At 64.6% G+C, this 21,399-nt stretch carries 23 protein-coding genes, 1 tRNA gene and 1 pseudogene; 12 read left to right on the top strand and 13 right to left on the bottom strand.

The window, feature by feature from the left end; genetic code table 11:
• Window positions 1-8: 8 nt before the first annotated feature.
• The 4 genes and pseudogenes from ACTJKJ_RS12480 to ACTJKJ_RS12465 all read right to left on the bottom strand — a co-directional run bounded on the left by ACTJKJ_RS12480 (window position 9) and on the right by ACTJKJ_RS12465 (window position 1,217).
• Window positions 9-122 carry an H-NS family nucleoid-associated regulatory protein gene (locus ACTJKJ_RS12480; RefSeq protein WP_440820683.1) on the bottom strand — a complete coding sequence of 38 codons (114 nt, stop codon included), beginning with the start codon at window positions 120-122 and terminating at the stop codon, window positions 9-11.
• Between the two features lie 224 nt (window positions 123-346).
• A pseudogene (locus ACTJKJ_RS12475) lies at window positions 347-436 on the bottom strand (hypothetical protein); the annotation flags it as partial.
• Window positions 437-789: 353 nt separating this feature from the next.
• On the bottom strand, window positions 790-1,047 hold the full coding sequence (locus ACTJKJ_RS12470; RefSeq protein ID WP_440820631.1) for a hypothetical protein: 258 nt from the start codon (window positions 1,045-1,047) through the stop codon (window positions 790-792).
• Window positions 1,044-1,217: a hypothetical protein gene (locus tag ACTJKJ_RS12465; protein ID WP_440820630.1), complete on the bottom strand. Its 174-nt coding sequence runs from the start codon at window positions 1,215-1,217 to the stop codon at window positions 1,044-1,046. The genes ACTJKJ_RS12470 and ACTJKJ_RS12465 overlap by 4 nt, the downstream gene beginning before the upstream one ends.
• A 685-nt stretch (window positions 1,218-1,902) precedes the next feature.
• Here ACTJKJ_RS12465 and ACTJKJ_RS12460 point away from each other — a divergent pair.
• The 4 genes from ACTJKJ_RS12460 (at window position 1,903) to ACTJKJ_RS12445 (ending at window position 5,638) form a co-directional block, all read left to right on the top strand.
• Window positions 1,903-2,415: a hypothetical protein gene (locus tag ACTJKJ_RS12460; RefSeq protein ID WP_440820629.1), complete on the top strand. Its 513-nt coding sequence runs from the start codon at window positions 1,903-1,905 to the stop codon at window positions 2,413-2,415.
• A gap of 57 nt (window positions 2,416-2,472) precedes the next feature.
• Window positions 2,473-3,312 carry a hypothetical protein gene (locus tag ACTJKJ_RS12455; RefSeq protein ID WP_440820628.1) on the top strand — a complete coding sequence of 280 codons (840 nt, stop codon included), beginning with the start codon at window positions 2,473-2,475 and terminating at the stop codon, window positions 3,310-3,312.
• 675 nt (window positions 3,313-3,987) lie between these two features.
• Window positions 3,988-4,791, top strand: coding sequence for a hypothetical protein (locus ACTJKJ_RS12450; RefSeq protein WP_440820627.1), 804 nt, complete (start codon window positions 3,988-3,990; stop codon window positions 4,789-4,791).
• A 361-nt stretch (window positions 4,792-5,152) separates the two neighbouring features.
• A complete protein-coding gene (locus tag ACTJKJ_RS12445; protein ID WP_440820626.1) occupies window positions 5,153-5,638 on the top strand; it encodes a site-specific integrase in 486 nt (161 codons plus the stop codon).
• A 720-nt stretch (window positions 5,639-6,358) separates the two neighbouring features.
• Here the strand turns inward: ACTJKJ_RS12445 and ACTJKJ_RS12440 are convergent.
• The 3 genes from ACTJKJ_RS12440 to ACTJKJ_RS12430 form a co-directional block, all read right to left on the bottom strand.
• Window positions 6,359-6,865, bottom strand: coding sequence for a TIR domain-containing protein (locus ACTJKJ_RS12440; protein ID WP_440820625.1), 507 nt, complete (start codon window positions 6,863-6,865; stop codon window positions 6,359-6,361).
• A gap of 8 nt (window positions 6,866-6,873) precedes the next feature.
• Window positions 6,874-7,293, bottom strand: a complete 420-nt coding sequence (locus ACTJKJ_RS12435) for a hypothetical protein (protein WP_440820624.1) — start codon at window positions 7,291-7,293, stop codon at window positions 6,874-6,876.
• Window positions 7,294-7,701: 408 nt separating this feature from the next.
• On the bottom strand, window positions 7,702-8,157 hold the full coding sequence (locus ACTJKJ_RS12430; protein ID WP_440820623.1) for a MarR family winged helix-turn-helix transcriptional regulator: 456 nt from the start codon (window positions 8,155-8,157) through the stop codon (window positions 7,702-7,704).
• Between the two features lie 58 nt (window positions 8,158-8,215).
• Here ACTJKJ_RS12430 and ACTJKJ_RS12425 point away from each other — a divergent pair, with 58 nt between their 5' ends.
• Window positions 8,216-9,007, top strand: a complete 792-nt coding sequence (locus ACTJKJ_RS12425) for a siderophore-interacting protein (protein ID WP_440820622.1) — start codon at window positions 8,216-8,218, stop codon at window positions 9,005-9,007.
• 79 nt (window positions 9,008-9,086) lie between these two features.
• Window positions 9,087-9,476, top strand: coding sequence for a VanZ family protein (locus ACTJKJ_RS12420; protein ID WP_221211085.1), 390 nt, complete (start codon window positions 9,087-9,089; stop codon window positions 9,474-9,476).
• Here the strand turns inward: ACTJKJ_RS12420 and ACTJKJ_RS12415 are convergent.
• Window positions 9,448-10,308 (bottom strand): response regulator transcription factor, encoded by an 861-nt coding sequence (locus tag ACTJKJ_RS12415; RefSeq protein WP_440820621.1) that lies wholly within the window; start codon window positions 10,306-10,308, stop codon window positions 9,448-9,450. The genes ACTJKJ_RS12420 and ACTJKJ_RS12415 overlap by 29 nt on opposite strands.
• Window positions 10,309-10,555: 247 nt before the next feature.
• Between ACTJKJ_RS12415 and egtB the strand changes: the two genes are divergently transcribed.
• Together egtB and egtD are read left to right on the top strand one after the other, a co-directional pair.
• On the top strand, window positions 10,556-11,830 hold the full coding sequence (gene egtB / locus ACTJKJ_RS12410; protein WP_440820620.1) for an ergothioneine biosynthesis protein EgtB: 1,275 nt from the start codon (window positions 10,556-10,558) through the stop codon (window positions 11,828-11,830).
• Window positions 11,827-12,741 carry an L-histidine N(alpha)-methyltransferase gene (gene egtD / locus ACTJKJ_RS12405; RefSeq protein WP_440820619.1) on the top strand — a complete coding sequence of 305 codons (915 nt, stop codon included), beginning with the start codon at window positions 11,827-11,829 and terminating at the stop codon, window positions 12,739-12,741. The genes egtB and egtD overlap by 4 nt, the downstream gene beginning before the upstream one ends.
• A gap of 12 nt (window positions 12,742-12,753) precedes the next feature.
• On the opposite strand, the gene ACTJKJ_RS12400 is transcribed toward egtD, so the two are convergent.
• The 4 genes from ACTJKJ_RS12400 to ACTJKJ_RS12385 form a co-directional block, all read right to left on the bottom strand.
• Window positions 12,754-13,509, bottom strand: coding sequence for an N-acyl amino acid synthase FeeM domain-containing protein (locus ACTJKJ_RS12400; protein ID WP_297389601.1), 756 nt, complete (start codon window positions 13,507-13,509; stop codon window positions 12,754-12,756).
• Between the two features lie 432 nt (window positions 13,510-13,941).
• A complete protein-coding gene (locus ACTJKJ_RS12395) occupies window positions 13,942-15,321 on the bottom strand; it encodes a lyase family protein (protein WP_440820618.1) in 1,380 nt (459 codons plus the stop codon).
• A 160-nt stretch (window positions 15,322-15,481) separates the two neighbouring features.
• Window positions 15,482-16,225, bottom strand: coding sequence for a SapC family protein (locus ACTJKJ_RS12390; protein WP_091725581.1), 744 nt, complete (start codon window positions 16,223-16,225; stop codon window positions 15,482-15,484).
• A complete protein-coding gene (locus tag ACTJKJ_RS12385) occupies window positions 16,222-17,523 on the bottom strand; it encodes a hemolysin family protein (RefSeq protein WP_091725584.1) in 1,302 nt (433 codons plus the stop codon). The genes ACTJKJ_RS12390 and ACTJKJ_RS12385 overlap by 4 nt, the downstream gene beginning before the upstream one ends.
• Window positions 17,524-17,622: 99 nt before the next feature.
• Here ACTJKJ_RS12385 and ACTJKJ_RS12380 point away from each other — a divergent pair, with 99 nt between their 5' ends.
• The 3 genes from ACTJKJ_RS12380 to ACTJKJ_RS12370 all read left to right on the top strand — a co-directional run bounded on the left by ACTJKJ_RS12380 (window position 17,623) and on the right by ACTJKJ_RS12370 (window position 19,454).
• Window positions 17,623-18,453, top strand: a complete 831-nt coding sequence (locus ACTJKJ_RS12380; RefSeq protein WP_440820617.1) for a symmetrical bis(5'-nucleosyl)-tetraphosphatase — start codon at window positions 17,623-17,625, stop codon at window positions 18,451-18,453.
• A gap of 41 nt (window positions 18,454-18,494) precedes the next feature.
• Window positions 18,495-18,584 (top strand) — tRNA-Ser (locus ACTJKJ_RS12375).
• Between the two features lie 3 nt (window positions 18,585-18,587).
• The gene (locus ACTJKJ_RS12370; RefSeq protein ID WP_440820616.1) at window positions 18,588-19,454 is read left to right on the top strand and encodes a cyanophycinase; all 867 of its coding nucleotides are present in this window, start codon (window positions 18,588-18,590) and stop codon (window positions 19,452-19,454) included.
• Window positions 19,455-19,461: 7 nt separating this feature from the next.
• On the opposite strand, the gene ACTJKJ_RS12365 is transcribed toward ACTJKJ_RS12370, so the two are convergent.
• Window positions 19,462-20,322, bottom strand: coding sequence for an NAD(P)H-dependent oxidoreductase (locus ACTJKJ_RS12365; RefSeq protein ID WP_440820615.1), 861 nt, complete (start codon window positions 20,320-20,322; stop codon window positions 19,462-19,464).
• Window positions 20,323-20,414: 92 nt separating this feature from the next.
• Between ACTJKJ_RS12365 and ACTJKJ_RS12360 the strand changes: the two genes are divergently transcribed.
• The gene (locus ACTJKJ_RS12360) at window positions 20,415-21,347 is read left to right on the top strand and encodes a LysR family transcriptional regulator (protein ID WP_440820614.1); all 933 of its coding nucleotides are present in this window, start codon (window positions 20,415-20,417) and stop codon (window positions 21,345-21,347) included.
• Window positions 21,348-21,399: the final 52 nt, after the last annotated feature.

The raw sequence follows: 21,399 nt of genomic DNA, 5'->3' as shown, positions 1-21,399 counted from the left end.
CAGGGCCTTCAGGCCTTGAACTCGTCTCGCTTGCGGCCCTGCGCCTCATAGTCAGCGAGCCATCGCGCGGCACGACCGCGACCACTCCAGGTGTTCTCCGGATTGGCCGGATCGCGGTACATCACGGGCGCAGCACCTGTGGATTTGCTCTGCTTGGCCCTCTTCCCGGACACATACGGCTGCAGAGCCTCAATTGCTTCAACTATCTCAAAGCCGGCCGCTTGAATCTTCTTGATGTAGCCGTCGGCGAGAACTTTCAGCTCTTCCGAGCGTCTTTCTTCGATCTGCGAATCCAGCTGCTTCTGTAGCTCAACCAATTCTGCGAACGAGAGCTTCGAAACATCGACATTAGCCAGACGAAGGTCACCACGCACATCATCATCGCGGACAGGCCGTCGATCATGAAGCCGACTTCCATCTTCAGGTCGCCCAGCACAAAGGGATCTCCTTAACGTGTGCGCGAATATAGCTCCACTCAGTACTCGGAAGCAGGCAAGACGGTTGTCACGCTTCAGTCCGGCTCCGTAATCACGTAAACCTTCACTTCTACGGCCTTGTAGCTACTTAGGATGCGAGCGCTATCGATGACGGCATCATCGTTCGCCTTCCGATCACGCAAGGTTAGATCGCCATAGTCGCCAGACTGATGCCGGCGGATTAGCGAGGCTGGCTGAATGCCATTCCTTTCGAGGAATTGAAGTGCGCCGCGAGTGGCAACAGTCCGGCCTACTGGAAACTTCGTCATAGGACGCTCCGTGTGAAAACGGAAGCATCCAGCCGATCTGCGCGTTATGCGCTGCTTGAAAAGCCTGAGGCTGCCGGCTCAGACGACCGATCGCTTCTGAGCGCCTGCGCTAGGGAAGCGTCGCCAGCGATAAAACCGCAGTAGATTAGAAAGTACTCCGGGAGCATTCCACCCATCCACGTCAGCTTCATCATGACAATCATCGCCACCAGATGACCGAGGAAGCGAATCGCCCGATTGGTCAGCCAGCTGCCATGTCGCGACACCGCAAGTTGCCAAAGATGCACAAGGACATTTTTCATGCTCGCCTCAGCAGCACATGGATTGGCTTACCTGTGACCTTTTCGATGATGCCAAGCGTCCACCAGAGGAAAGAAGCGATCGCCGCCAGCGCGGGAAGGATTTTGATTAGCGTAGCTACCGTGATCGTTGCAGCGATCCAGTTGCCAATAGTGTGAATGTAGTCGGACATAGGAGCTTTCGTTGAAGCCCCTATTTATGCCTATGCGGACTTCACGGCGTCATGCGGGCGTTCGATGGCGGCTAAGCGAGATCAGCCGCGCACGCCTAAGAATGCGCTGCCACATGTACACGATTTCCTACGCCGCACGACTGAGTACGGCAAGCAGTGGCAGGGGCAGCTCACTGTCTACCCCACCGACAAGGATGACGACGTTGAGGTCTGAAAGCACACTGTCGGCCGGCCTGGCCCCTCCCTGCAGCCTCGTTTAGACATAGCGGCTTAGGCGTCGGAACACATCCGGCTCACCGAGCATCTGGTTCCGCCACCCGTGATGCTCATGCCGGACTAAGACCCTAGGCAGAGCGGGCCAACCGCTGCTTCGACCTGAATACCTTTACGTGCGAGATTGGGCCGCAGATGGTAAAGACCTTCGCACCGTCCCGAGCGCGCGCCAGTGGGCTTGTTCGCGAAATTGAAAATTGCAGGCCCGACTAAGCACAATCTTCGCGGCACGGCATCGGGACTAACGCGGCCCACTTTTGGGGAGGATGACTAGGCGAGGCCGGCGTGCGCAAATGCCTACTCCTACCGCGTCGAGACATTTGGCGACGACAGGGATTCGCGCAGATGGCTTGCCAATTGGCAGCCACCTGCAATTTTTAATAGCAAAAAAATCGAATAGGGAGGGTCCGAAATGTTGCTGCGCGCTGTAATTCTTATTTTGCTTTGCCTTGGAGCAAATTCCGCGTTTGCCAAAGATTATGGGAAGTGGTTGTGTACAGACTGTGTTGTGCGAGATTTGCCAAATGGCGGAGCAATTCCGAACGCTGGCGAGGTGACGGCCTTCATTAAGGCCGAAGTGAATCAGACGGTCCAACGTTGGCAGCCAAATGACACTGTGACCATCTGCGATGGTCAAAAATGCGTATCTCTACTTTATCATGCGTCGGGAAACTTCCTTGTCGGAGGGCCGCCGTATAACGACACGCGCAGTAACTACAAGAATGTCTCGGCGAGCACAAGCGTTTCCAGCAGCCCCGCTGGAAGCTTTGGCGACATGACAGTCACGATCTCCTGGCGCCTTGTTGACGTATACATTCTGGACCATGGGAGTGGCAATGAAACCTATCTTGGCTCCTATTATGAAATCACCGGAATCTCTGTGAGCGGTAGCCCGCTCAAGCCGTTCCAGAAAATTCCGATGTGAACGTCAGGCGTGCCGAGGAGATCTGTGGCACGCTTGCATTGAGTTGGAATATCTGAAATGAAGCGTCTTCTTTGGATCGGTGGCCTGGGAATTTGCGCGGTCTTGCTCGCGGGGAGCTGGGCAAGGTTCGCCACGCCAAGTGGTTCTGGCGAGGTCAAGCTCTCCGACTCCACGCGAACACCATCGCCCGATCTACAAAATATCCCCGCAAGCTCGCCATCCGCGGCATTCGCAGACGGCACGAAACAGGAAGGGGCCCCGGCGCTCGAGACGCGGCGACCAAATGACTGGATTGAGGCGCTTGCTTCCAGTTCCCGCCCAGCGGATTGGCTGGAAGCGCATAAGGCTGTGCAGCGGTGCGTGATGCAGGAGACGTTGCGGAGAGAAAGCCCTTCCGTGCCGGAGGAGCCGGTGATCCATTTGTCGGAGGGCAAATCAGTGGATTGCAAATCGTTGACCGCGGAACAGCGCCGCGACCATCTGACGTGGCTCGCGAAAGCCGTTGCCAATGAGGTTCCGGGTGCTGCAGTTCAGCAATGGATTGCCGGACCCAATGGCCATCCGGAGGATTTGACGGTGCGGAGGGACGACCCACTGGTGCGGGCCTGGATGCGGGACGCAGAAGCAGCTCTGATCGGTGCCGCCAAGAAGGGTGACGTCGAGGCCATCGCGGGTCTTTCTACGATTTATGGAAATGGCACCATCGCAGAAGCCGACGCGGAGAAGAGCGCAATGTTCGATGTCGTGCTTCTCAAGATCAGAGAATCAGAAGGGGCCAGAACGCAGAGTTTTGTCCGAGTCGTCGATGCGCAACGCCGCCGGCTCGGTGCCGAGAAGATGCAGGCCATCGAACGGGAGGCCGATGCCTACTATCTGCAATGCTGCAAAGCGAGATGATTTACCGCTTCTTCAAGAAGCCAAGCAGGCTGCTGAAATATCCGCATCACACCGCACCGAACACGCCGGGCACGCTCACACTTGATTGCTGACCGTCAGTGTCACGGAGCCGGTCGCGACGATGTTGGTCCCGCCAGCGTCTGATGCAATCCGAATGCTACGGTTGACAGAGTTGTTGGCGCCAGACAGGCTGGTTGAAGGATTCGCCGTCAACGACGCTCACGCACCGCCATCGAAGCTGATCCAGAACTGGCTGCCAATGCTCGGAACGGTCGAGCGGTACCAGTTCGGCGCTCCGAACTTAGTCTGGCTGCCGATGATTGACCCGTCGGAGTTGAACCACACCGTGGCCGTCGAGGTTCCGCTTCCTGCCGCCTCACTGGACGCTCCGCAGCTGATGGGCGTCACGATGCCCCCCCCCCGCCGAGCCAAACATCATCATGTGGATACCAGACATCACGAAACTCCGGCGCCAGAGGCCATGCACTCGCCGCCAGAGTTCCACCATAGGGTCGCGAGGCCGCGCGGCGCGATAGTGCGGTTGCCCAAAACGGTTGTCTCAGCCAGGCGAAGCGTCAAACCTTTCCCTTGAACAATTGTGACCGTTGAAGCGCTATCGTTGTAGAACGACAACGTCGGACCAACGAATCGACAATAGTGGAAAGGGAGGAAGACATGACCAGCAACATGCAGAGGTTTAAGGATGATCTTGAGAAGCTCCTGACGCGCGGCGAGGCTCTTCATCATGCATTGCTGCTAGATTGTTATGGTGACCGCTTTAAAGCCCAGATCAAGGCGTCTTTAAAGGCAAAAGCAGACAAGTTCATCGACGCGCTTCCCAATTTCAAGAAGAAGTATCAGCCTTGGTATACGGAATCTTTGGCCATCGTACGTCAGCTAATACCTGACCGCGCCGGGGACTTCATAAAGCACTACGAGAAGCCGAAGGCTCGAAAAGATATCTCTTACGAGAGCTACCGAATCGACGATTACCTTCAATCATTGCAAGTGACGCGCGGTGGAGAGGTAGTCGTCGACACGAGCGCCGCGGTGCCGCATTTTGATCAACAGCTTGCGATTCTTAGGGCTGCAGAGGCACGGTTCGAGTCTTCTCTTTTCGACATTCGACAGGTTTTACAGGCCGACCTATTTGATTCTGAGTTGGAGGCCGCCGAGCATCTTGCGAAATACAAATTCACCCGTGCGGCCGGAGCTCTGGCCGGAGTGGTTCTTGAGCGTCATTTGATTCAGGTGAAGGATAACCACGCGGTGCCATTTTCGAGGAAAAATCCGACGATCTCCGACCTTCACGAAGCGCTGCGGGCCGGCGGCGTGATCGATCTGCCGACTTCACGGTTCATTCAGCATTTGGCCGACATACGCAATTTGTGTGATCACGCCAAGACGCCTGATCCCACGATAGATCAGGTCCAGGACCTCTTGAACGGCGTCAAAAAGGTCATAAAGACGGTGCTCTGATAGAAACGGAATACAGTGGAATACAGTACCGTATTCGTTTTATCCCGCATAAACAGTGGAGGACGTACGGCAAATACAGTGAATACAGTAGTTTTATAAAAATTGGATAGACCGCCTATAGCAGAGAGATAGAGCGGCGCTTTTACTGTATTTGCTGTATTTACCCTGTTCCACCGCCTCTAACTGCGCGTCAATACAGGACTTTTTCAAATCCACCAAGAGTGGCTCACTGTATTTCACTGTATTCCTATCGTCTTTTAACGCTGTCAAGAAAGAAACCGCCCGGTTGGGCGGCTTCCTCACCTGGACGGGCGTGACAGCGATTTAGGCAGCGTCCAGCGTGCGGTCGAACGCATTTCGGATGCGTCAAGACGCGTACGACCTAACTATCCTTCTGATCGACACCGGCGCTCGGTACAGCGAGATCGCGCAGATCGAGTGGAAGGCGATCGACCTCGCGAAAGGTGAAATCCACCTCTACCGGTCCAAGGTGAAGAACGAATCGGTCCTGGCGCTGACGAAGCGGTCAGCAGCGATCTTGGCTCGCCGCCGAGACGAAATGCGGAATGACCGGAGGTTCGTATTCGAGAGGGAGGGCGGCGGCGCACGCAACTACTGCCCTAGGGCATTCAACAGCGCTTGCAAGCGTGCTCGCATCGACGGGATCACATTGCATAGCTTGCGCCATATGTGGGCCAGCCGCGCTGCGCAGAACGGCCTGTCGCTAGGCGAGATCCAGCAGCAGTTGGGTCACTCAACGATTCAGATGAGCATGCGGTATAGCCACCTGATGCCCAATCAGGCGTCTCGTAAGGCGGCGGACATCATGAACACTTTATACGAGTAAGAGTTTAGCGTCCTTCTTCATGGTTATCACCTGTCGGCAAGATCGCCTTATCACGCTCCTTATATTCCAGCAGGGTCCTTAGCCGTCGGTAATGGGCTGACAGAAGCTTTAGGCTGACTTCAGGGTTATTCGTGCGACGATTTAGGTCCTCAAGGCTTTTAAACCCGATACTCTTCGCGAGATCATTTGAGATCGCGTTGAGCACTTTATTTGGCTGGTTGTTAGCTTCAATTCCGCCAATTTTTCCTTCTCCCGCTCTACCTTCAGCTGACTTATGTAAGTGTATGCGCGCTTATAGGCAGCCGCTGCTGTAGGAGCGGAGGCGGACAGTATCGCCACCAATTTCGCCACCTGAATTGCGACTTCTATGTTCAGGGCGAGATTAAGCCACCCCGGTGAAGCTTTATGGAGAGATGCAATTACCGGGCGATCTCTCGCCGGAATTGGGCGCAGTAGCACGCCATAGACGTTCACGTAGCTATATCCGCCTTTCCATGGGTACTTCCAAAACGCGTAATCCAAGGCCTCTCGGTCTCGTTCCTCTAGTTCCGTATCTAGGCAATAAACGAATGCGTAGCACTGTTCAAACGCATGAGGGAACTCGTACAGATCCTTCAAGGTCCACTCCCCTAATTCGGGAAGATCTATTGAGTACACTGTGCGACGTCTTTCAGCTCTTTTCCTGCGGCGCTCCACTTGACTCTCCTCCGGATATATGGATCAATTGTTGTTCGCTCTGATCCTTATTGCATCTTCCACTATATTAGCCAGATGCTGAGTGATCCATCCGTATCGATCCTGGCTTGTCACACCGACCGGGTCATAGCATTTGACCAGCGAAGACAGTGGGCGTTGTGTTGGCCCGTGAGTTATGGAATCAAACGGATTTACTCCCAAGGCTGATGTATTTCCGTGTCGATCTTTCAGTCCATGAATACGGATGCCGACTAGTCCCAGCCCCTTATTCCACGATTGAATGATCTCGTGATTAATCCATTTGCGGCCTGCTGTGTTGGAACCGACAAGTACGATAGTGCAGGTCCGCCCTTCCATTTGCCGAGCGATCCAGGCTTCGATCTTCTGATCACGATTAGCACCGCTGGCGATCGTCTCCCAGTCGTTATCACTAGCTGGCGCACTGCCATCAATTGCACCAATCTGCCGAACTGTCGATGCGCGCCAGTTGTCTGGCTGGTAATGAAAGCTATAGAAGCAACGTCTCGCCATGTTCCCTCCTAGGAACGCACCATAAACATGATCACGCGCATTACGAGCGCTAAGCCGAGGTAGTAGACGAGTAGCGTTCTCGAAAGCAGCGCCGCCGCCCAGCTGTTATTGGCATCATCGGCGAACGGTCTCGTATCCATTGAGAAGTCGATTGAGTCTTCATTCAACTTCCGAACATGATCGAATAGCGCGCGAAACTTCCGCTCCTGACTCAGGAAGTAGCCATCCAAGAGCCAAAAGATCAGCAGCGGAAAATAGGCGATTAGGATATACAGCTTGTTCGTGTCTTTCGCAGCTAACGCGAAAAGCGCTGCGATCAAGGTCACGCTCCATCCCTTGAGTAGAAACAAGTTACCTGCCATTCGGTTAATGGCCAACTGAATGAACTCAAGGTGCTTGTGCTTGTTCGGCGTCTGGTCGTTCGACATCCCTACTCCTCAATCCCCTTGTTCCTATAAACGGATTACGAACGCAAAACCCGACACCCCCAATCGGGGTGATATGGAAAACCCCGAGAAACAAAAAAGGCCACCGCAAGGGTGGCCTTCGATGCTACGGTGTAGCAGCTCATTTTTCGCGTAGACGTTGATGCAACTCTTGATGCATCACGTCGATGTGCAGGAACTGGGTAATCAATAGGGTCACGCAGAATCAACGAGTTGGCTTCGTATAGCGTGCGCAGAATGCGGGGGATTTCGCGGTGCTGATTCTTACGGATGCGCTGCTCTACCAACTGAGCTACACCGGCGCTGTCGCGAATAACAGAGTCAAAGGGTATAAGCGAGGTTTTCGAGGTCGACAAGCGTTCGCATCACTCCCCTCGCCGGCGTGAGGCGTCATTCCTCGCCCAGATTCGCCTGCACCCGCTTCAGCAGCGCGGCGAGCTGGCCCTGCTCTTCGGCGCTCAAACCCGCCAGGGCCTGCACCGAGACCCGCCGCGCCTGGCGCCGCAGTTCGCGCTGCACGGCTTGGCCAGACTCGCTCACGCGCAGCCGCACCTGGCGGCGGTCGACCTCGTCGGTCTCGGCCTCGAGCAGCCCCTTGTCCCGCAGCCCCTTGATCAGCCGGGCAAGCTGCGCCTTGTCCCTGCCGCTGTGCTGCGCCAAGTCGCTCTGCGTCCCGCCCGGGTGGCGGTCGAAGAAGAACAGCACCTTGCCCTCCATGTGGGTGAGGTCCTGCGGGCCGTCGCGCAGGAAGCGGTACTGCAGCGCGCGGTAGCGGTGCATCACCGAATGGATGAGCTCGAGCACGTCGTCGCCCTTGTCCCTGCGGCCAGCGGTGTTAGTTGACATTGTCAATCGATCCAACGCAAGATGGATGACATTGTCAACGAAACATCCAGGATCGGCAATGAAGCCTGACACCACCCACGCGCCCGTCACCCCTGCCCCGCTGCCCGCCGACGCCGGCCGCGAGACGCCCACCAGCCGCGTCCAGCGCGTGCGCCACGAACTCAAGCGCCGAGAGCTCACGGTCCGGCGGGTCGATGACATCACGCCCAACTTCCGTCGCGTGACCTTGTCCGGCGAGTCGCTCGGCGACTTCGTCAGCGCCTCCTTCGACGATCACGTGAAGCTGTTCTTCGACGCCGCCTCGGCCGAGGGCCCGACCATGCGGGACTACACCCCGCGCCGGTTCGACGCCGCCGCGCGCGAGCTGGTCATCGAATTCGCCCAGCACGGCGACGGACCCGCGGCCGCCTGGGCCGCGCAGGCGCAGCCGGGTCACACGCTGACGGTCGGCGGGCCGCGCGGCTCGTTCATCATCCCCACCGATTTCGCCTGGCACCTGCTGGCCGGCGATGAAACCGCCCTGCCCGCCGTCGCGCGCCGACTCGAGGAACTGCCGGACGGCGCACGCGTCATCGTGCTGCTGAACGTGCCGGCCAGCGATCGCCGGGTCTTCGAGACCCGGGCCGCGCTGGACCTGCGCTGGGTCGACGGCGACGACGCCCTGCTGGCCGCGGCCCGCGCGCTCGAGCTGCCGCCGGGCGAAGGCTACGCCTGGTGCGCCGGCGAGGCCGCGGCGATGGCCGCGCTGCGCCGCATCCTGGTCGAGGACAAGGGCCACGACCGGCATGCGATCCGCGCGGCGGCGTACTGGAAACGCGGCGCCAGCCATCACCACGAGCACCTCGAGTGAGGCTGGGCGCGACCTCACATCGGCTTCACAGGCCCATGGCACACTGCCTTCCGCCCGAACCCGGAGGCGGGCCGCCTTGATGTCTGAAGTCCTGCATGACCCGCGCTGGCGCTCTGCCTGGCGCCTCCTCTTCCTCGCCGTGGTGGCGGGCGCGAGCTGGCTCGCGTTCTCGCCGCATCCGCCCCGCGTCGCCGACCTCGGCTGGGACAAGGCGAATCACTTCGCCGCCTTCGGCACGCTGGCGTTCATCGGCATGCAGTGCTTCGCGGCGGGGCCACGCCGGCGCTGGATCGTGCTGGCCGTGCTGCTCGCCTACGGCGTGCTGATCGAACTGGTGCAGTCGCAGATCCCCGGCCGCGACGCCGAGGCCCGCGACGTGCTGGCCGACATGATCGGTGCCTCGATCGGCGTGGCGCTGCACGCGCTGCTGGTGCGCGTCATCACGCCGCGGGCGCTTCAGGCTCGCTGAAATCCCGGCGCGACATCGCGATCGCGACCGCCTGCGCGCGGTTGTTCGCACCCAGCTTGCGCAGGATCTTGCGCACATGGTTCTTGACCGTGAACATGCTGATGCCCAGCTGGATCGCGATCCCCTCGTTGCTCAGGCCAGCGCGCAGGCCCTCGACGATCTGCTGCTCGCGCGGCGTCACCAGCGCGCCCGCGCGGCGCGGCGAGGCCTGACCCCGCGATTGCAGTCGCGCCCGCCGCCAGGCCGCGTGCAGCGCCGGCGTGAGCAGCTCCAGTCGACGCAGGTGGTCCTCGTCCCAGCCGTCGCCGGCCAGCAGGAACAGCCCCTGCGGTCGCTCGCCATCGCCGACGACGCCATGCAGCGCGAGCTCGCGCAGCCCGGCTTCCAGCAGCGGCTGGAACAGGGCCGAAGGCGCCTCTCGCTCCAGCTGGAGCCGCAGCGGCCGCCGGCCGTCGCCCCAGCGCCGGATGAGGTGCAGCCAGAGCCCATGCTCGGGCGACTCCAGCTGCGTCTGCAGCACCTCTCCGATCGGCTTCAGGTGAAAGAGCTGCGCGGCCAGCCGAGGCGATGGCGGCTGATCCCCGACGCACACCAGCAGGCGATGCGGCAGCAAGACTTGCAGCCGGCTCTGGCTCCAGACGAAGAACTGGGCCGGCGTCGTCGGCTGCCGCGCGCTCCACACCGCCTCGAGCAGCCGCTCGGCGAGCAGTCGATCCTGCAGCCACGACAGCGGCAGCGCGTCACCATCGGCCAGGACGGCGGGCGGCATTGAAACGGTCGGCAGCGAGGGCGGAGCGATCGTCGAGGACAGCGAAGGCGGCGTCATGGACATGGAGGGATGCGTGAGCCGGGGCGACGCCAGCGTGCCCGCGCGGCGTGACGTCCCGATGAATGGCGCACGATGAGCCGCGCACGATGCCGCCGCGTCGCGGGTACCCGCCTTGCCCTTGCTGACATCGGGTGGCAGCTGAGCCGTCCCTCCGGCACCCGCGCCGCGGCTCGCGCCGGATGGGGAGATGGCAAATCGGCTACCGTTGTCGCTCGGCCCATCCTCCCCCGGGCCGACAGGAGTTGCTTGCATGTCGGATCACGATCTGCCGCCCGCGCGGCGCGACCTCGCGCGCCGTTACGAGGCGGTGCGGCGTCACACGCTGACGCTGGCGGAGCCGCTGTCCGCGGAGGACCAGGCCGCCCAATCGATGCCGGACGCCAGTCCCGCCAAATGGCACCAGGCCCACACGAGCTGGTTCTTCGAGGCCCTGTTGCTGCGCCCTCACCTGCCGGGCTACCAGCCGCTTGACGACAGCTACCACTACCTCTTCAACTCGTATTACGAAGGCCTCGGCCCGCGCCATCCGCGGCCGCAGCGCGGCCTGCTGACGCGGCCGTCGCTCGACCAGGTCCGCGCCTATCGGCAGCACGTCGACCTGCACATCCGCCAGTTGATCGCGCGCTGCGACGACACGCGCTGGGCCGCGATCGCGCCGACGCTGGAACTCGGCCTCCATCACGAGCAGCAGCATCAGGAGCTGCTGCTCACCGATGCGCTGCATCTGCTGTCCTGCCATCCGTGGCGGCCCGCGCTGCTGGACAGCCCGCCGCCGCCGGCTACCGCCGGCACGAGCGCCTGGCTGCGCCACGAGGGCGGCCTCGTCGAGATCGGCCATGACGCCCAGGCCCCGGGGGCAGGCTTTGCCTTCGACAACGAAGGACCGCGGCATCGCGTCTGGCTCGAGCCCTTCGAGATCGCGAGCCGGCTCGTCACCTGCGGCGAGTTCCAGCGCTTCATCGACGACGGCGGCTATCGCGAGCCGCGCTGGTGGCTGTCCGACGGCTGGGCCACGGTGCAAGCGCAGGGGTGGCGGGCGCCGATGTACTGGGTCGACGCGAGCGATGGCGATGACGGCGCGCGCGCCAGCGATGCCACCTCCCGCTGGGCCGTCTTCGGCCTGCATGGCCTGCGGCCGCTGGATCCCGCCGCGCCGGTGATGCAGCTCAGCTTCTACGAGGCCGCCGCCTACGCCGAATGGGCCGGCGCTCGCCTGCCCAGCGAGCAGGAGTGGGAGGCCGCGTCCGCGCTACCGGGCATCGCGCAGCTGCACGACCAAGCCTGGCAGTGGACCCGCTCCGCCTACCACCCCTACCCTGGCTTCCAGCCGCTGGAGGGGGCCGCCTCGGAATACAACGGCAAGTTCATGGTCGGCCAGCTGGTGCTGCGCGGCGGCAGCGTCGCCACCCCGCCCGGCCACACGAGACCGAGCTACCGCAACTTCTTCCCGCCGGCCGCGCGCTGGCAGTTCACCGGGCTGCGACTGGCCCGCGATGCGCGCCCGCGCGCGGAGACCCACGCATGAGCAGCTTCGCCGAGGACCTTCACGCCGCGCTGGCCGGCCCCGAGCACACGATCTCCCCCAAGTACTTCTACGACGCGCAGGGCTCGACGCTCTTCGAGCAGATCTGCGAGCTGCCCGAGTACTACCCCACCCGCACCGAACTGGCGCTGCTGCGCCGCCATGCCGGCGACATCGCCGACCGCATGGGCCCGGACGCCCAGGTGATCGAGTACGGCGCCGGCGCGCTCGTGAAGGTGCGCCTGCTGCTGGAGCGCGCGACGCGGCTGCACAGCTTCGTGCCGGTGGACATCTCCGGCCCGCACCTGCTGGCGGCCTGCGAGACGCTGCAACGCGAGCAGCCCGCGCTGCGCATCCTGCCGGTGGTGGCGGACTTCACCCGCCCCCACGTGCTGCCCGATGCGCCCCCCGAGGGCCGGCGCATCGGCTTCTTCCCGGGCTCGAGCATCGGCAACTTCGATCCGGGCGAGGCGCTCGAGTTCCTGCGCCTGCTGCGCGAGGAACTCGACGGCGGCGCACTGCTGATCGGCGTCGACCTGATCAAGGAGCCGGCGCGCCTGCATGCGGCCTACAACGACGCCCAGGGCGTGACCGCGCGCTTCAACCTCAACCTGCTGCGGCATGCGCAGCGCGCGCTGGGCCTGGAGTGCGACCCCGCCGGCTTCGACCATTACGCGTTCTACGACCCGCGCAAGCACCGCATCGAGATGCACCTGCTGCCTCGCGGTGAACAGCAGCTGCAGCTGCAGGGACGGCGCTACACGCTGGTGCCCGGCGAAAGCCTGCACACGGAGAACTCGTACAAGTACAGCGCCGAGAGCTTCCAGGCACTGGCGCGGGAAGCGGGCTTCCATCCGTCAGCCCACTGGACCGACGATCAGCGCTGGTTCAGCCTGCACTGGCTGCAGGCCTGAGGCGCGCGACGCTCACGCGTCGTAGCCGTAGACGTCCGCGAGCTTGCTCAGCAGCTCGGGCTCGTCGTCCGTCGAGAAGAAATAGGGGAAGAGGGTGCGGGAGCGCCCTTCGTCCTCGTTCAGCGTGCCGCCGTACTCGCGGACCTTGCTCGCGCCGTAGGCGAGCGACAGGCTCATCAGCACCGCCGGCGCGCCGACGCTGCGGTGCAGGCGCTCCTCGCCGTGCGGCTGGAAATCCAGCATGCGGCGATAGAAGGCCTTGTGCCGCGGATTGACCTCGATCACCAGGAACTCGGCGCCCCAATGGTGGGCCGCATGCAGGTAGGCCAGGTGGAACAGGCTGGCCAGCACCAGCTTGGACGGGCCTTCCGGATCCGCGGCCAGGCGGGTGAATTCGCACAGCTGCCAGCCTTGCTGGCGCATGCCGGCCATTTCCAGCGGAAAGCTCTGGTCCGCGGCGAGGTTGCCGCTGTCCCGCCGCAATCCCAGCGTCGAGACCAAGCGGCCTTCCCAATAAGCGCCCAGCGTCACGTCCGCGGAACGGCTCAGCCTGTAACCCCGTGACGCGTAGCGGCGCTCCAGCAGGGAATGACCGGCGCCTTCCATCAGCGCGCGGATCTCGATGCGGCCATAGGCCGTCTCGCGCGTGACGAGTTCCACCGAGTCGGACCGAACGAAGGGAATCTCCGCGCGAACAGATTGCAGCGCCTGCAATGGGCTTGCGGGCGCTTCCAGTTCGATGCTCGACAGGTGAGATTCGTCGCTCATTCCCAACTCCAGACTGCTTGGTTATCAAGGGCGAGTCTATGGCCCACTCAAAGTAATTACTGCCGGGCGCTACGATAGATAACAAATGCGTACCTGACCTTACGGGTCTGTCCCGGGTTCGGGTCGGGGTCAATCCCTTGCCAGGGCGAAACCCCGCATTTGAGGGAATTCGGTTACATCCCGGGCACCCCGCCGCAAACCAGCGTCAACCCTCACCACCGTTCGATATTGCGGAATCCCCAGGCACCTGCCGGCGGGCCTCCCGGCCGCGGTTTTGTTGCAGGTGTAACCAGATGCGATTCGTTCAGATGCCGAATTCAGGGGACAAAACGCCCAGAATTTTTTGCCGAAACCCTTGGACAGCGTGGGGATATTTGTCGCTTCGCCCGCGACGCGCTCGCTGAGCGACCAGGAAGTTCGTATCGCGTTGCGTCAGATCCAGGGCGTCGCTGCCAGGGTCTCCACACGCCGTCGGGCGTCGGCCATCAGCGCGTCGACGCGCCCATCCGCCTGGGCGGCGATCGCTTCCAGATCGAACATCGCCGCCAGTTCCTCGGACGACAGCGCCGCCGGCGGCAGGTCGCCGGCGTCGATCGCCGCGAGCAGCAACTGCTCCAGCGTCCCCTGCCCCAAGCGCACCCGGCTGATCAGGTCGCGGACGATGGCGCCGGTGCGCTGCCGGCCCAATCGCGGCATGAGCAGGTGCTCCAGGCGCTCGCTCGCGACCAGTCCCTGGCGCTCGAGCACGTGCGCGCGCATCCGGTCGATCCGCAGCACCGGCTCGGCCAGCGCGCGGTTGAGCGCCTGCACCGCCAGGTGGGCGCCGCCCATCAGGCCGCTCCATTCGGCGAGTTCCGCCGGGTGCTGCCCCAGGCCGCGCTCGTGTTCGGGCGTCATGCAGCCCATCAGGCCGGCGACGCGCTGCGGCACGCGCTGGACCGCCGCCATCGCCTGCAACGCGGCCACCGGATTCTTCTTGTGCGGCATCGACAGGCAGGCGCCGTAGCCCTCACCGGGCGGCTCGTTGAGCTCGTCGACCTCGGCCTGCGCCATCAGCGCGAAGTCCTGCGCCAGCTTGCCGAGGTTGCCGCACAGCAGGCCCACCTCCATGCCCAGGCGCAACCAGCGGTCACGTTGCGTGTGCCAGCACATGTCGGGCAACGGCAGCGACAGCTCGGCGGCCACGGCCGCCAGCATGTCCTCGGCGCGGTCGCCCATCGCGTCCAGCGTGCCGACGGCGCCGCCCAGCTGCAGCAGCAGCGAGGCCTGGCCCTGCTCGCGCAGCCGCTCGGCGCTGCGCAGCAGCGGCATCAGCCAGTTCATCAACTTGAAGCGCAGGCTGATCACCTGCGCCGGCTGCATCATCGTGCGGCCCAGCATCGGCACGGCGGCATGTCGCTCGGCCAGTTCGAGCAGCCGGGCGCAGAGCTGCTGCAGGTCGTCGTCGATCAGGCGCAGCGCCTCGCGGGTGCGCAGCACCATCGCGGTGTCGACCAGGTCCTGGGCGGAGGCGCCGCGATGCACGTAGACCGCGGCGGACGGGTCGAACAGCGCGACCGTCTCGCGCAGCCGCTGCACCACCGGCAAGGCCAGGTTGCCGCTGCGTGGCGCGGCCGCCACGAGCGCCGGCACGTCATAGAGCTCGGCGCGGCACAGGCTGGCGATCGCCTGCGCCGCCGGCGCCGGGATCATGCCCACGCGGGCCGCGGCCCGCGCGAGCGCGGCCTCCACATCCATCATCGACTGGACCACCGCGGTCGGCGAGAACACCGATTCCATCGCGGTGGACGACAAAAAAGCCTCGAACAGCATCTACGTCCTCTCGGTCGAGGATGCTATCGAGGCTCCTGCGTACGCCGTACTCAAGCAAACCCGCTTGGGGTTTGTCTCGGCCGGTGATCGCCCCTCCTTTTTTCACTCCCTCTCCCCGCTTGCGGGGAGAGGGTGGGGGTGAGGGGTCCCCCCCAGGCGCTCAATTGGCCGGCACGTACATCTGCGCCAGACGGCTCATCAGACGCAGCGACAGGCGATGCATCGTGATGACCTCCAAGAGGCCGTTGCGGTGCAGCTCGACGATCTTCGCGTCGGGCAGTTCGGCCAGGGCCTTCTCGTTGATGGTCATGAAGCCGTCGACGTCGAGCTTCTCGCCGCTGGGCAGTTGCGCCTCGAAGCGCATGTCCTGCAGCAGGTCCAGGTCCTGCAGCAGCTCGCAGGCCTGGCGGGTGCGCTCGGCCTCGCGCTCGAAGTCCTCGCAGAACTGCTTGGCGTTGAGCAGCAGCTCGGAGGCCTCGCCGTCTTCCTTGAACAGCGGCTCGCCGTCGGTCTCGGAGAACGCGCCGGAGCCCATGTCCAGGCACAGCGCCATGTCGCTGCCGTTCTCCTCGATGCGGGCCATCGCGAAGGGCCAGCGGCGCACGTAGGCCGGCACGTAGCGGCCGGTCCACTGGCCGTCCTTGACGAACAGGTTGCTGCCCTGCTTCAGGCCGAACACGGCCAGCGGCGCGATCGCCGGACGCTGACCTTCGGCGGCCTGGCCGACGCGCACGAACACCACCGGGTACTCGAGGCTCGCATCGGCGAACTCGGCCACGGCGACGAACAGCGAGTTCAGCTGGGTCACGCGGTCCAGCACCGGCGCGCCGATCTTCATGCGCGTGCTCTTGTGCTGCACCCGGTCCACGGGGACCAGGTTTTCATACATCGGGGGGTTGCTCATTGATTCACTCCATCGTCCGCCAGTCGCGAGACCAGCACCTTGTCCACACGCTTGCCGTCGAGGTCGACCACCTCGAATCTCCACGCGTCCCACTCCACCACATCGGCCGTGCGCGGCAAGCGCCCAAGCAGCAGCATCACCATGCCGGCCAGGGTGTTGTAGCGCCCACGGTCCTCCTCGGGCAGTTCCTTCAAGTCCAGCCGGTCCTTCAGCTCGGTGACGGGGATCAGGCCGTCCATCAGCCAGCTGCCGTCCTCGCGCTGCACCGCCCAGGCGTCCTCGCCGTCGGACGAGTTGAACTCGCCCGCGATCGCCTCCAGCACATCGCGCATCGCGACCACGCCCTGCACCTCGCCGTACTCGTCGACGACGAAGGCCAGCGGCGTGTCGGTGCCGCGCATGTGCGCGAGCAGCTCCATGCCGGACAGCGTCTCGGGCACGAACACGGGCGGCTCCAGGCCGGTGGACAGATCCAGCATCTCGCCGGCCAGCACGCGGGCCAGCAGGCTCTGCGCGCTCACCGTGCCGACCACGTCGTGCAGGCCGCCGCGGCAGACCGGGTAGCGGCTGTAGCCGTGCGCGCGCAGGATCTGCAGCACCTGCTCGGCGCGATCGGTCGCGTCCAGCCAGGCGATCTCGGCGCGCGGGATCATCATCGAGCCGATCTGGCGCTCGTCCAGCCGGAACACGTTGCGCACCATCTGGTGCTCGTGTTCCTCGATCACGCCGGCGTCGCGGCCTTCCTCGAGGCTGGCGGCGATCTCCTCCTCGGTCACCGAGCGGTTGGCGCGCCCGCCCATGCCCAGCAGCTTCAGCGTGAACTCGGTGCAGAAGCTCAGCAGCTTGACAAAGGGTCGCGTGATCAGCGACATGATCTCCATCGGCGGCGCGACCAGGCGCGCGACGTTCTCCGGGAACATCTGGCCCAGGCGCTTGGGCACCAGCTCGCCGAAGATGATGGTCACGAAGGTCAGCACCAGCACGACCAGGCCGGTCGCGGTGATGTCGGCGGCGCGCTCGCTGAGCGGGGTGTGGGCGCGCAGCACCTCGGCCAGCGGCCCGGAGAAGGCCGCCTCGCCGACGATGCCGTTGAGCACGCCGATGGAGGTGATCCCGATCTGGACGGTGGACAGGAACTTGGTGGGGTTCTCGTGCAGGTCCATCGCGGCCTGCGCGCCTCCCTCGCCACTCTCCACCATCACTTGCAAGCGTGCCTTGCGGGCGGCCGTGAGGGCCATCTCCGACATGGCGAACAATCCGTTGAGCAGTATCAGGAAGAGAACTAGGGCGGTATCCATTGACAGCGCGGACCGGGTGAAAACCCCGAGTCGCGCCCAAAACACAAGGTCGGCAAGGGTAGCAGAGCCGGCGTGACGCCGACACCGCAAAATCCCCGTATGCATTACCTCATCGGCGATCTCCAGGGCTGCTGCGACGCGCTTGCCCGGCTGCTGGAAAAGATCGACTTCTCCCCGTCCCGCGACCGCCTCCACCTCCTGGGGGATCTGGTCAACCGCGGTCCCGATTCCCTGACGACGCTGCGCCGCCTGCAGTCGCTGGGCGACGCGGCGCACTGCCTACTGGGCAACCACGACCTGCACCTGCTCGCGACCGCCGCCGGCGTGCGCGCCCCGCACAAGGGGGACACGCTGGACGCGATCCTGCAGGCGCCGGACCGCGAGGCGCTGCTGGAGTGGCTGCGTCGACAGCGGCTGGCGGCGCGGGCGCAGGGCTGGCTGATGGTGCATGCGGGCGTCGTGCCGCAATGGGACGCCGCGCAGGTCCTGGCGCTGGCGGAGGAAGTGCACGCGCTGCTGCGCGGCCCGGAACTGGCGGACTTCCTGCCGCAGATGTACGGCAACGAGCCCGACCGCTGGAGCGACGAGCTGACGGGCGCGCCGCGGCTGCGTTTCATCATCAACGTGATGACGCGGATCCGCTTCTGCAATGCGAAGGGCCGGCTGGACTTCAAGACCAAGGAGGGCCTGGGCACGGCGCCGGAAGGCTTCATGCCCTGGTTCGACGTGCCGGAGCGGCGCACGGCGGGTGAGCCGGTGGCCTTCGGGCACTGGTCCACGCTGGGGCTGGTGCAGCGGCCGGACCTGCTGGCGCTGGACACCGGCTGCGTGTGGGGCGGCGAGCTGACGACGGCCCGCGTGGCCGACGGCCAGGTGCTGGAGATCATCCAGGTGCCCTGCGCGCAGGCGAGGAAGCCGGGGGCGGACTGAACGAAGGCCGACGGCACGCATACAATGCGCGCCTTCTCCAAGGAGACGTGGCCGAGTGGTTTAAGGCAGCGGTCTTGAAAACCGCCGAGGGTTCGCGCCCTCCGTGAGTTCGAATCTCACCGTCTCCGCCACCCATGAACGCCCTCACGACCGCCAGCCCCCCCGCCCTGCTCGCCTTGATCGGCGGCAACGAGGACCGGCTGACGCCCGGCATCGTGCTGCGCGAACTGGTCGCGGCTTGCGACGCCTCTCATGCGGGCGGCGGGCCGCTCCGGGTCGTCGTGCTGAGCACCGCCAGCGGCGAGCCCGACCTGCTCTGGTCCCAGTACGAGCCCGCCTTCCGGGCGCTGGGCGCCGTGCCGGCCTGGCTCGATCCGCGCGACCGCGAAGCCGCGGGCGGGGACGACGCGCTGCGGGCCTTGCGGTCGGCCGACCTGCTGTTCATGACGGGCGGCGACCAGGAACGCCTGCTCGACGTCATCGGCGACACCCCCCTGCACGCACTCATCCGAGAACGCCACCGCACCGGCGAACTCGCGATCGCCGGCACCAGCGCCGGCGCCTCGGCGCTCGGCGCCCACATGCCGGTCGGCGACCTCAATGAGCAGTTCGCCGGCCCCTCGCAGCCGCTGCACGCCGCGCTTGGACTGATGCCGGCCCTCGTGATCGACCAGCACTTCGCGCAGCGCAAGCGCCATGCGCGGCTGCTGCAGCTGGTCTCGCTCGACCCGCGCCGCACCGGCGTGGGCATCGACGAGGACACCGCGCTGATCGTCCGTCCCGGCCACGACTTGCGCGTCGTCGGCGCGGGCGCCGTGACGGTCATCGACGGCTCGCGAATGACCGACCGGCGCGAGCCGTCCTCCGTCATCGCCTTCGAGCAACTCGGCTTCTTCCTGCTGCCATCCGGCACCGCACTGCGATTCGACGACCCTGCCACGCCACCGCATCTGCAGCGACTGCTCCGCGCGATCGCCTCGCCCGCTCCGCTGATCGGCTGAGCTCGCCTCAGCCGGCAATGTGGGCCTCGAAGCCCACGCGTCCCGGCGCCACGTCATCGCGCAGCTGATGCCCATCCGGGTAGTCGCCGCCGTTCTGGGCGCGGAAGGCAATCGGCGCTTCATCGAAGACGCCCGCAAGGCGCAGGCGCCACGCCGCCTTCGCCGCCTCGACGTCTTCCGCCGTCATCCGACCCACGCCGTGTACCGCATGCGTCTTCAGCACCGACATGCCGGGATAGAACAGCGTGCCGTGGGTGATCGGGAACAGCAACTGATCTATCGGACCGTTGATGCCGCGCGGCGAGTAGTCCGCCGCCGGCCCGCCGGTCGTCACCGAGACCATCGCACGCCGGCCCGAGAGGCCGCCTTCGCCGTAACGGAAGCGGTTGCCCTGCCCGTGGCGGCCATAGGCCAGGCCGTAGGCCCAGACGCGGTCGATCCAGCCCTTCATGATGGCCGGCATGCCGAACCACCACAGCGGGAACTGCAGGATCACCAGGTCGGCGGCGAGCAGCTTGCGCTGTTCCTCGACGACATCGGCCGGCTGATGGCCGTGCTCGAAGGCATGGCCGGATTCGCGCACGAAATTCAAGCGTGTCGCGTCGGCGCGCACGGGGAAATCGGCCTCGCCGTAGACGGCACGCCAGCCCATCGCGTAGAGATCGGACTGCAACACCACGTGCCCGGCGGAACCCAGCGTTTCCGCCGCGACGCCCACCAGCGTGCGGGTCAGCGAGGTCGGCTCGGGATGGGCGTGGACGATCAGCACGGTCTTGCGACCTGCGGCGGAGGCGGCGGTGGAAGCGGAAGCGGCGACTGCCGCGGCGCCGATGGCGGCGGGATGGTCTCTGTTGGAAGTAGCGGTCATGTCGGACTCCAGGAAGGTCGGGAATGGGCGTCAGTCTGACGAGCGCGACCCCATCCGTGAAATCACCTCTTCTCTGTCCTACTATCCAAAGCATGGATACCAGCCGGCTCGACCTCAACCTGCTCGTGACGCTCGAGGCGCTGCTGACCGAGCGCAATGTCACCAAGGCCGCCGCCCGGCTGGGCCTCAGCCAGCCCGCGGTCAGCGCGCAGCTCAGCCGGTTGCGCGATGTCTTCGAGGACCCGCTGCTGCTCCCGGCGCAGCGCGGCATGACGCCCACCGCCAAGGCCCTGTCGCTGTTCGAGCCGCTGCGCCAGGCGCTGGACCAGGTGCGCGGGGTCGCGAGTTCGCACCTGCACTTCGAGCCGGGCAGCGCCGAACTGACGGTGACCATCGCCGCCTCGGACTACCTGCAGGCCTCGGTCCTGCGTCCGCTGGTGCTGCGGCTGCGACGGGAAGCGCCGGGAGTGCGCATCGCCGTCCGGCACCTGGACCCGCACCAGCATGCCGCCCAGATGGCGCGCGGCGACGTCGACCTGGGGCTGATGCAGCCGATCGAGGCCGCGGACAGCTTGCGGCTGCGCCCGCTCTTCCATGAGCGCTACGTGCTCATCGCGCGGCGCGGCCATCCCGCCGTCAGCGGTCGGCTCACGGCCAAGGCCTTCTCCAAACTGGAGCAGGTGGTGGTCTCGCCGGCCGGCGGCGCCTTCAGCACGCCGGTGGACCAGGCGCTCGCGGGCCTCGGGCTGACGCGCCAGGTCGTGCTGTCGGCGGCGTCCTTCCTGTTCGTGCCCGACATCGTCGGCCGCTCCGACCTGGTCGCCCTGGTGCCCGAGCGCCTGGTCAAGGGCCAGGCCGCCGGCCTGCAGGTGCTGCCGCCGCCGCTGCCGATCGACGGCTTCGACATCGCCATGGTCTGGCACGAGCGCAACCACGGCCACGCGGCGCAGCGCTGGCTGCGCGATCAGGTGTTCGCGATCGCCGGGCCCCGCGCGCGAGCAGGCACGGACGCCGCCCCGTCGTGAATTCCGTCGCGCAGGACCCGTTGCGCCTTGGCGTTTTCACCAAGCCGGCCGA

This window comes from Roseateles sp. 22389, assembly GCF_052044995.1.
Classification (GTDB): domain Bacteria; phylum Pseudomonadota; class Gammaproteobacteria; order Burkholderiales; family Burkholderiaceae_C; genus Roseateles.
The sequence above is the reverse complement of the archived record's forward strand: the minus strand, read 5'-3'. Positions and strand labels throughout refer to the sequence as shown.

Bases quoted from the DNA above. Each gene is read 5' to 3' on its own strand.
- ACTJKJ_RS12445 (WP_440820626.1), top strand. From the start codon at position 5,153: ATGCGTCAAGACGCGTACGACCTAACTATCCTTCTGATCGACACCGGC.
- ACTJKJ_RS12460 (WP_440820629.1), top strand. From the start codon at position 1,903: ATGTTGCTGCGCGCTGTAATTCTTATTTTGCTTTGCCTTGGAGCAAAT.
- ACTJKJ_RS12385 (WP_091725584.1), bottom strand. From the start codon at position 17,523: ATGGATACCGCCCTAGTTCTCTTCCTGATACTGCTCAACGGATTGTTC.
- ACTJKJ_RS12380 (WP_440820617.1), top strand. From the start codon at position 17,623: ATGCATTACCTCATCGGCGATCTCCAGGGCTGCTGCGACGCGCTTGCC.
- ACTJKJ_RS12420 (WP_221211085.1), top strand. From the start codon at position 9,087: ATGTCTGAAGTCCTGCATGACCCGCGCTGGCGCTCTGCCTGGCGCCTC.
- ACTJKJ_RS12370 (WP_440820616.1), top strand. From the start codon at position 18,588: ATGAACGCCCTCACGACCGCCAGCCCCCCCGCCCTGCTCGCCTTGATC.
- ACTJKJ_RS12480 (WP_440820683.1), bottom strand. From the start codon at position 122: ATGTACCGCGATCCGGCCAATCCGGAGAACACCTGGAGTGGTCGCGGT.
- ACTJKJ_RS12470 (WP_440820631.1), bottom strand. From the start codon at position 1,047: ATGAAAAATGTCCTTGTGCATCTTTGGCAACTTGCGGTGTCGCGACAT.
- ACTJKJ_RS12435 (WP_440820624.1), bottom strand. From the start codon at position 7,293: ATGTCGAACGACCAGACGCCGAACAAGCACAAGCACCTTGAGTTCATT.
- egtB (WP_440820620.1), top strand. From the start codon at position 10,556: ATGTCGGATCACGATCTGCCGCCCGCGCGGCGCGACCTCGCGCGCCGT.
- ACTJKJ_RS12415 (WP_440820621.1), bottom strand. From the start codon at position 10,308: ATGTCCATGACGCCGCCTTCGCTGTCCTCGACGATCGCTCCGCCCTCG.
- ACTJKJ_RS12425 (WP_440820622.1), top strand. From the start codon at position 8,216: ATGAAGCCTGACACCACCCACGCGCCCGTCACCCCTGCCCCGCTGCCC.
- ACTJKJ_RS12430 (WP_440820623.1), bottom strand. From the start codon at position 8,157: ATGTCAACTAACACCGCTGGCCGCAGGGACAAGGGCGACGACGTGCTC.
- ACTJKJ_RS12395 (WP_440820618.1), bottom strand. From the start codon at position 15,321: ATGCTGTTCGAGGCTTTTTTGTCGTCCACCGCGATGGAATCGGTGTTC.
- ACTJKJ_RS12465 (WP_440820630.1), bottom strand. From the start codon at position 1,217: ATGTCCGACTACATTCACACTATTGGCAACTGGATCGCTGCAACGATC.
- ACTJKJ_RS12360 (WP_440820614.1), top strand. From the start codon at position 20,415: ATGGATACCAGCCGGCTCGACCTCAACCTGCTCGTGACGCTCGAGGCG.
- ACTJKJ_RS12400 (WP_297389601.1), bottom strand. From the start codon at position 13,509: ATGAGCGACGAATCTCACCTGTCGAGCATCGAACTGGAAGCGCCCGCA.
- ACTJKJ_RS12450 (WP_440820627.1), top strand. From the start codon at position 3,988: ATGACCAGCAACATGCAGAGGTTTAAGGATGATCTTGAGAAGCTCCTG.
- ACTJKJ_RS12365 (WP_440820615.1), bottom strand. From the start codon at position 20,322: ATGACCGCTACTTCCAACAGAGACCATCCCGCCGCCATCGGCGCCGCG.
- ACTJKJ_RS12440 (WP_440820625.1), bottom strand. From the start codon at position 6,865: ATGGCGAGACGTTGCTTCTATAGCTTTCATTACCAGCCAGACAACTGG.
- ACTJKJ_RS12390 (WP_091725581.1), bottom strand. From the start codon at position 16,225: ATGAGCAACCCCCCGATGTATGAAAACCTGGTCCCCGTGGACCGGGTG.
- ACTJKJ_RS12455 (WP_440820628.1), top strand. From the start codon at position 2,473: ATGAAGCGTCTTCTTTGGATCGGTGGCCTGGGAATTTGCGCGGTCTTG.
- egtD (WP_440820619.1), top strand. From the start codon at position 11,827: ATGAGCAGCTTCGCCGAGGACCTTCACGCCGCGCTGGCCGGCCCCGAG.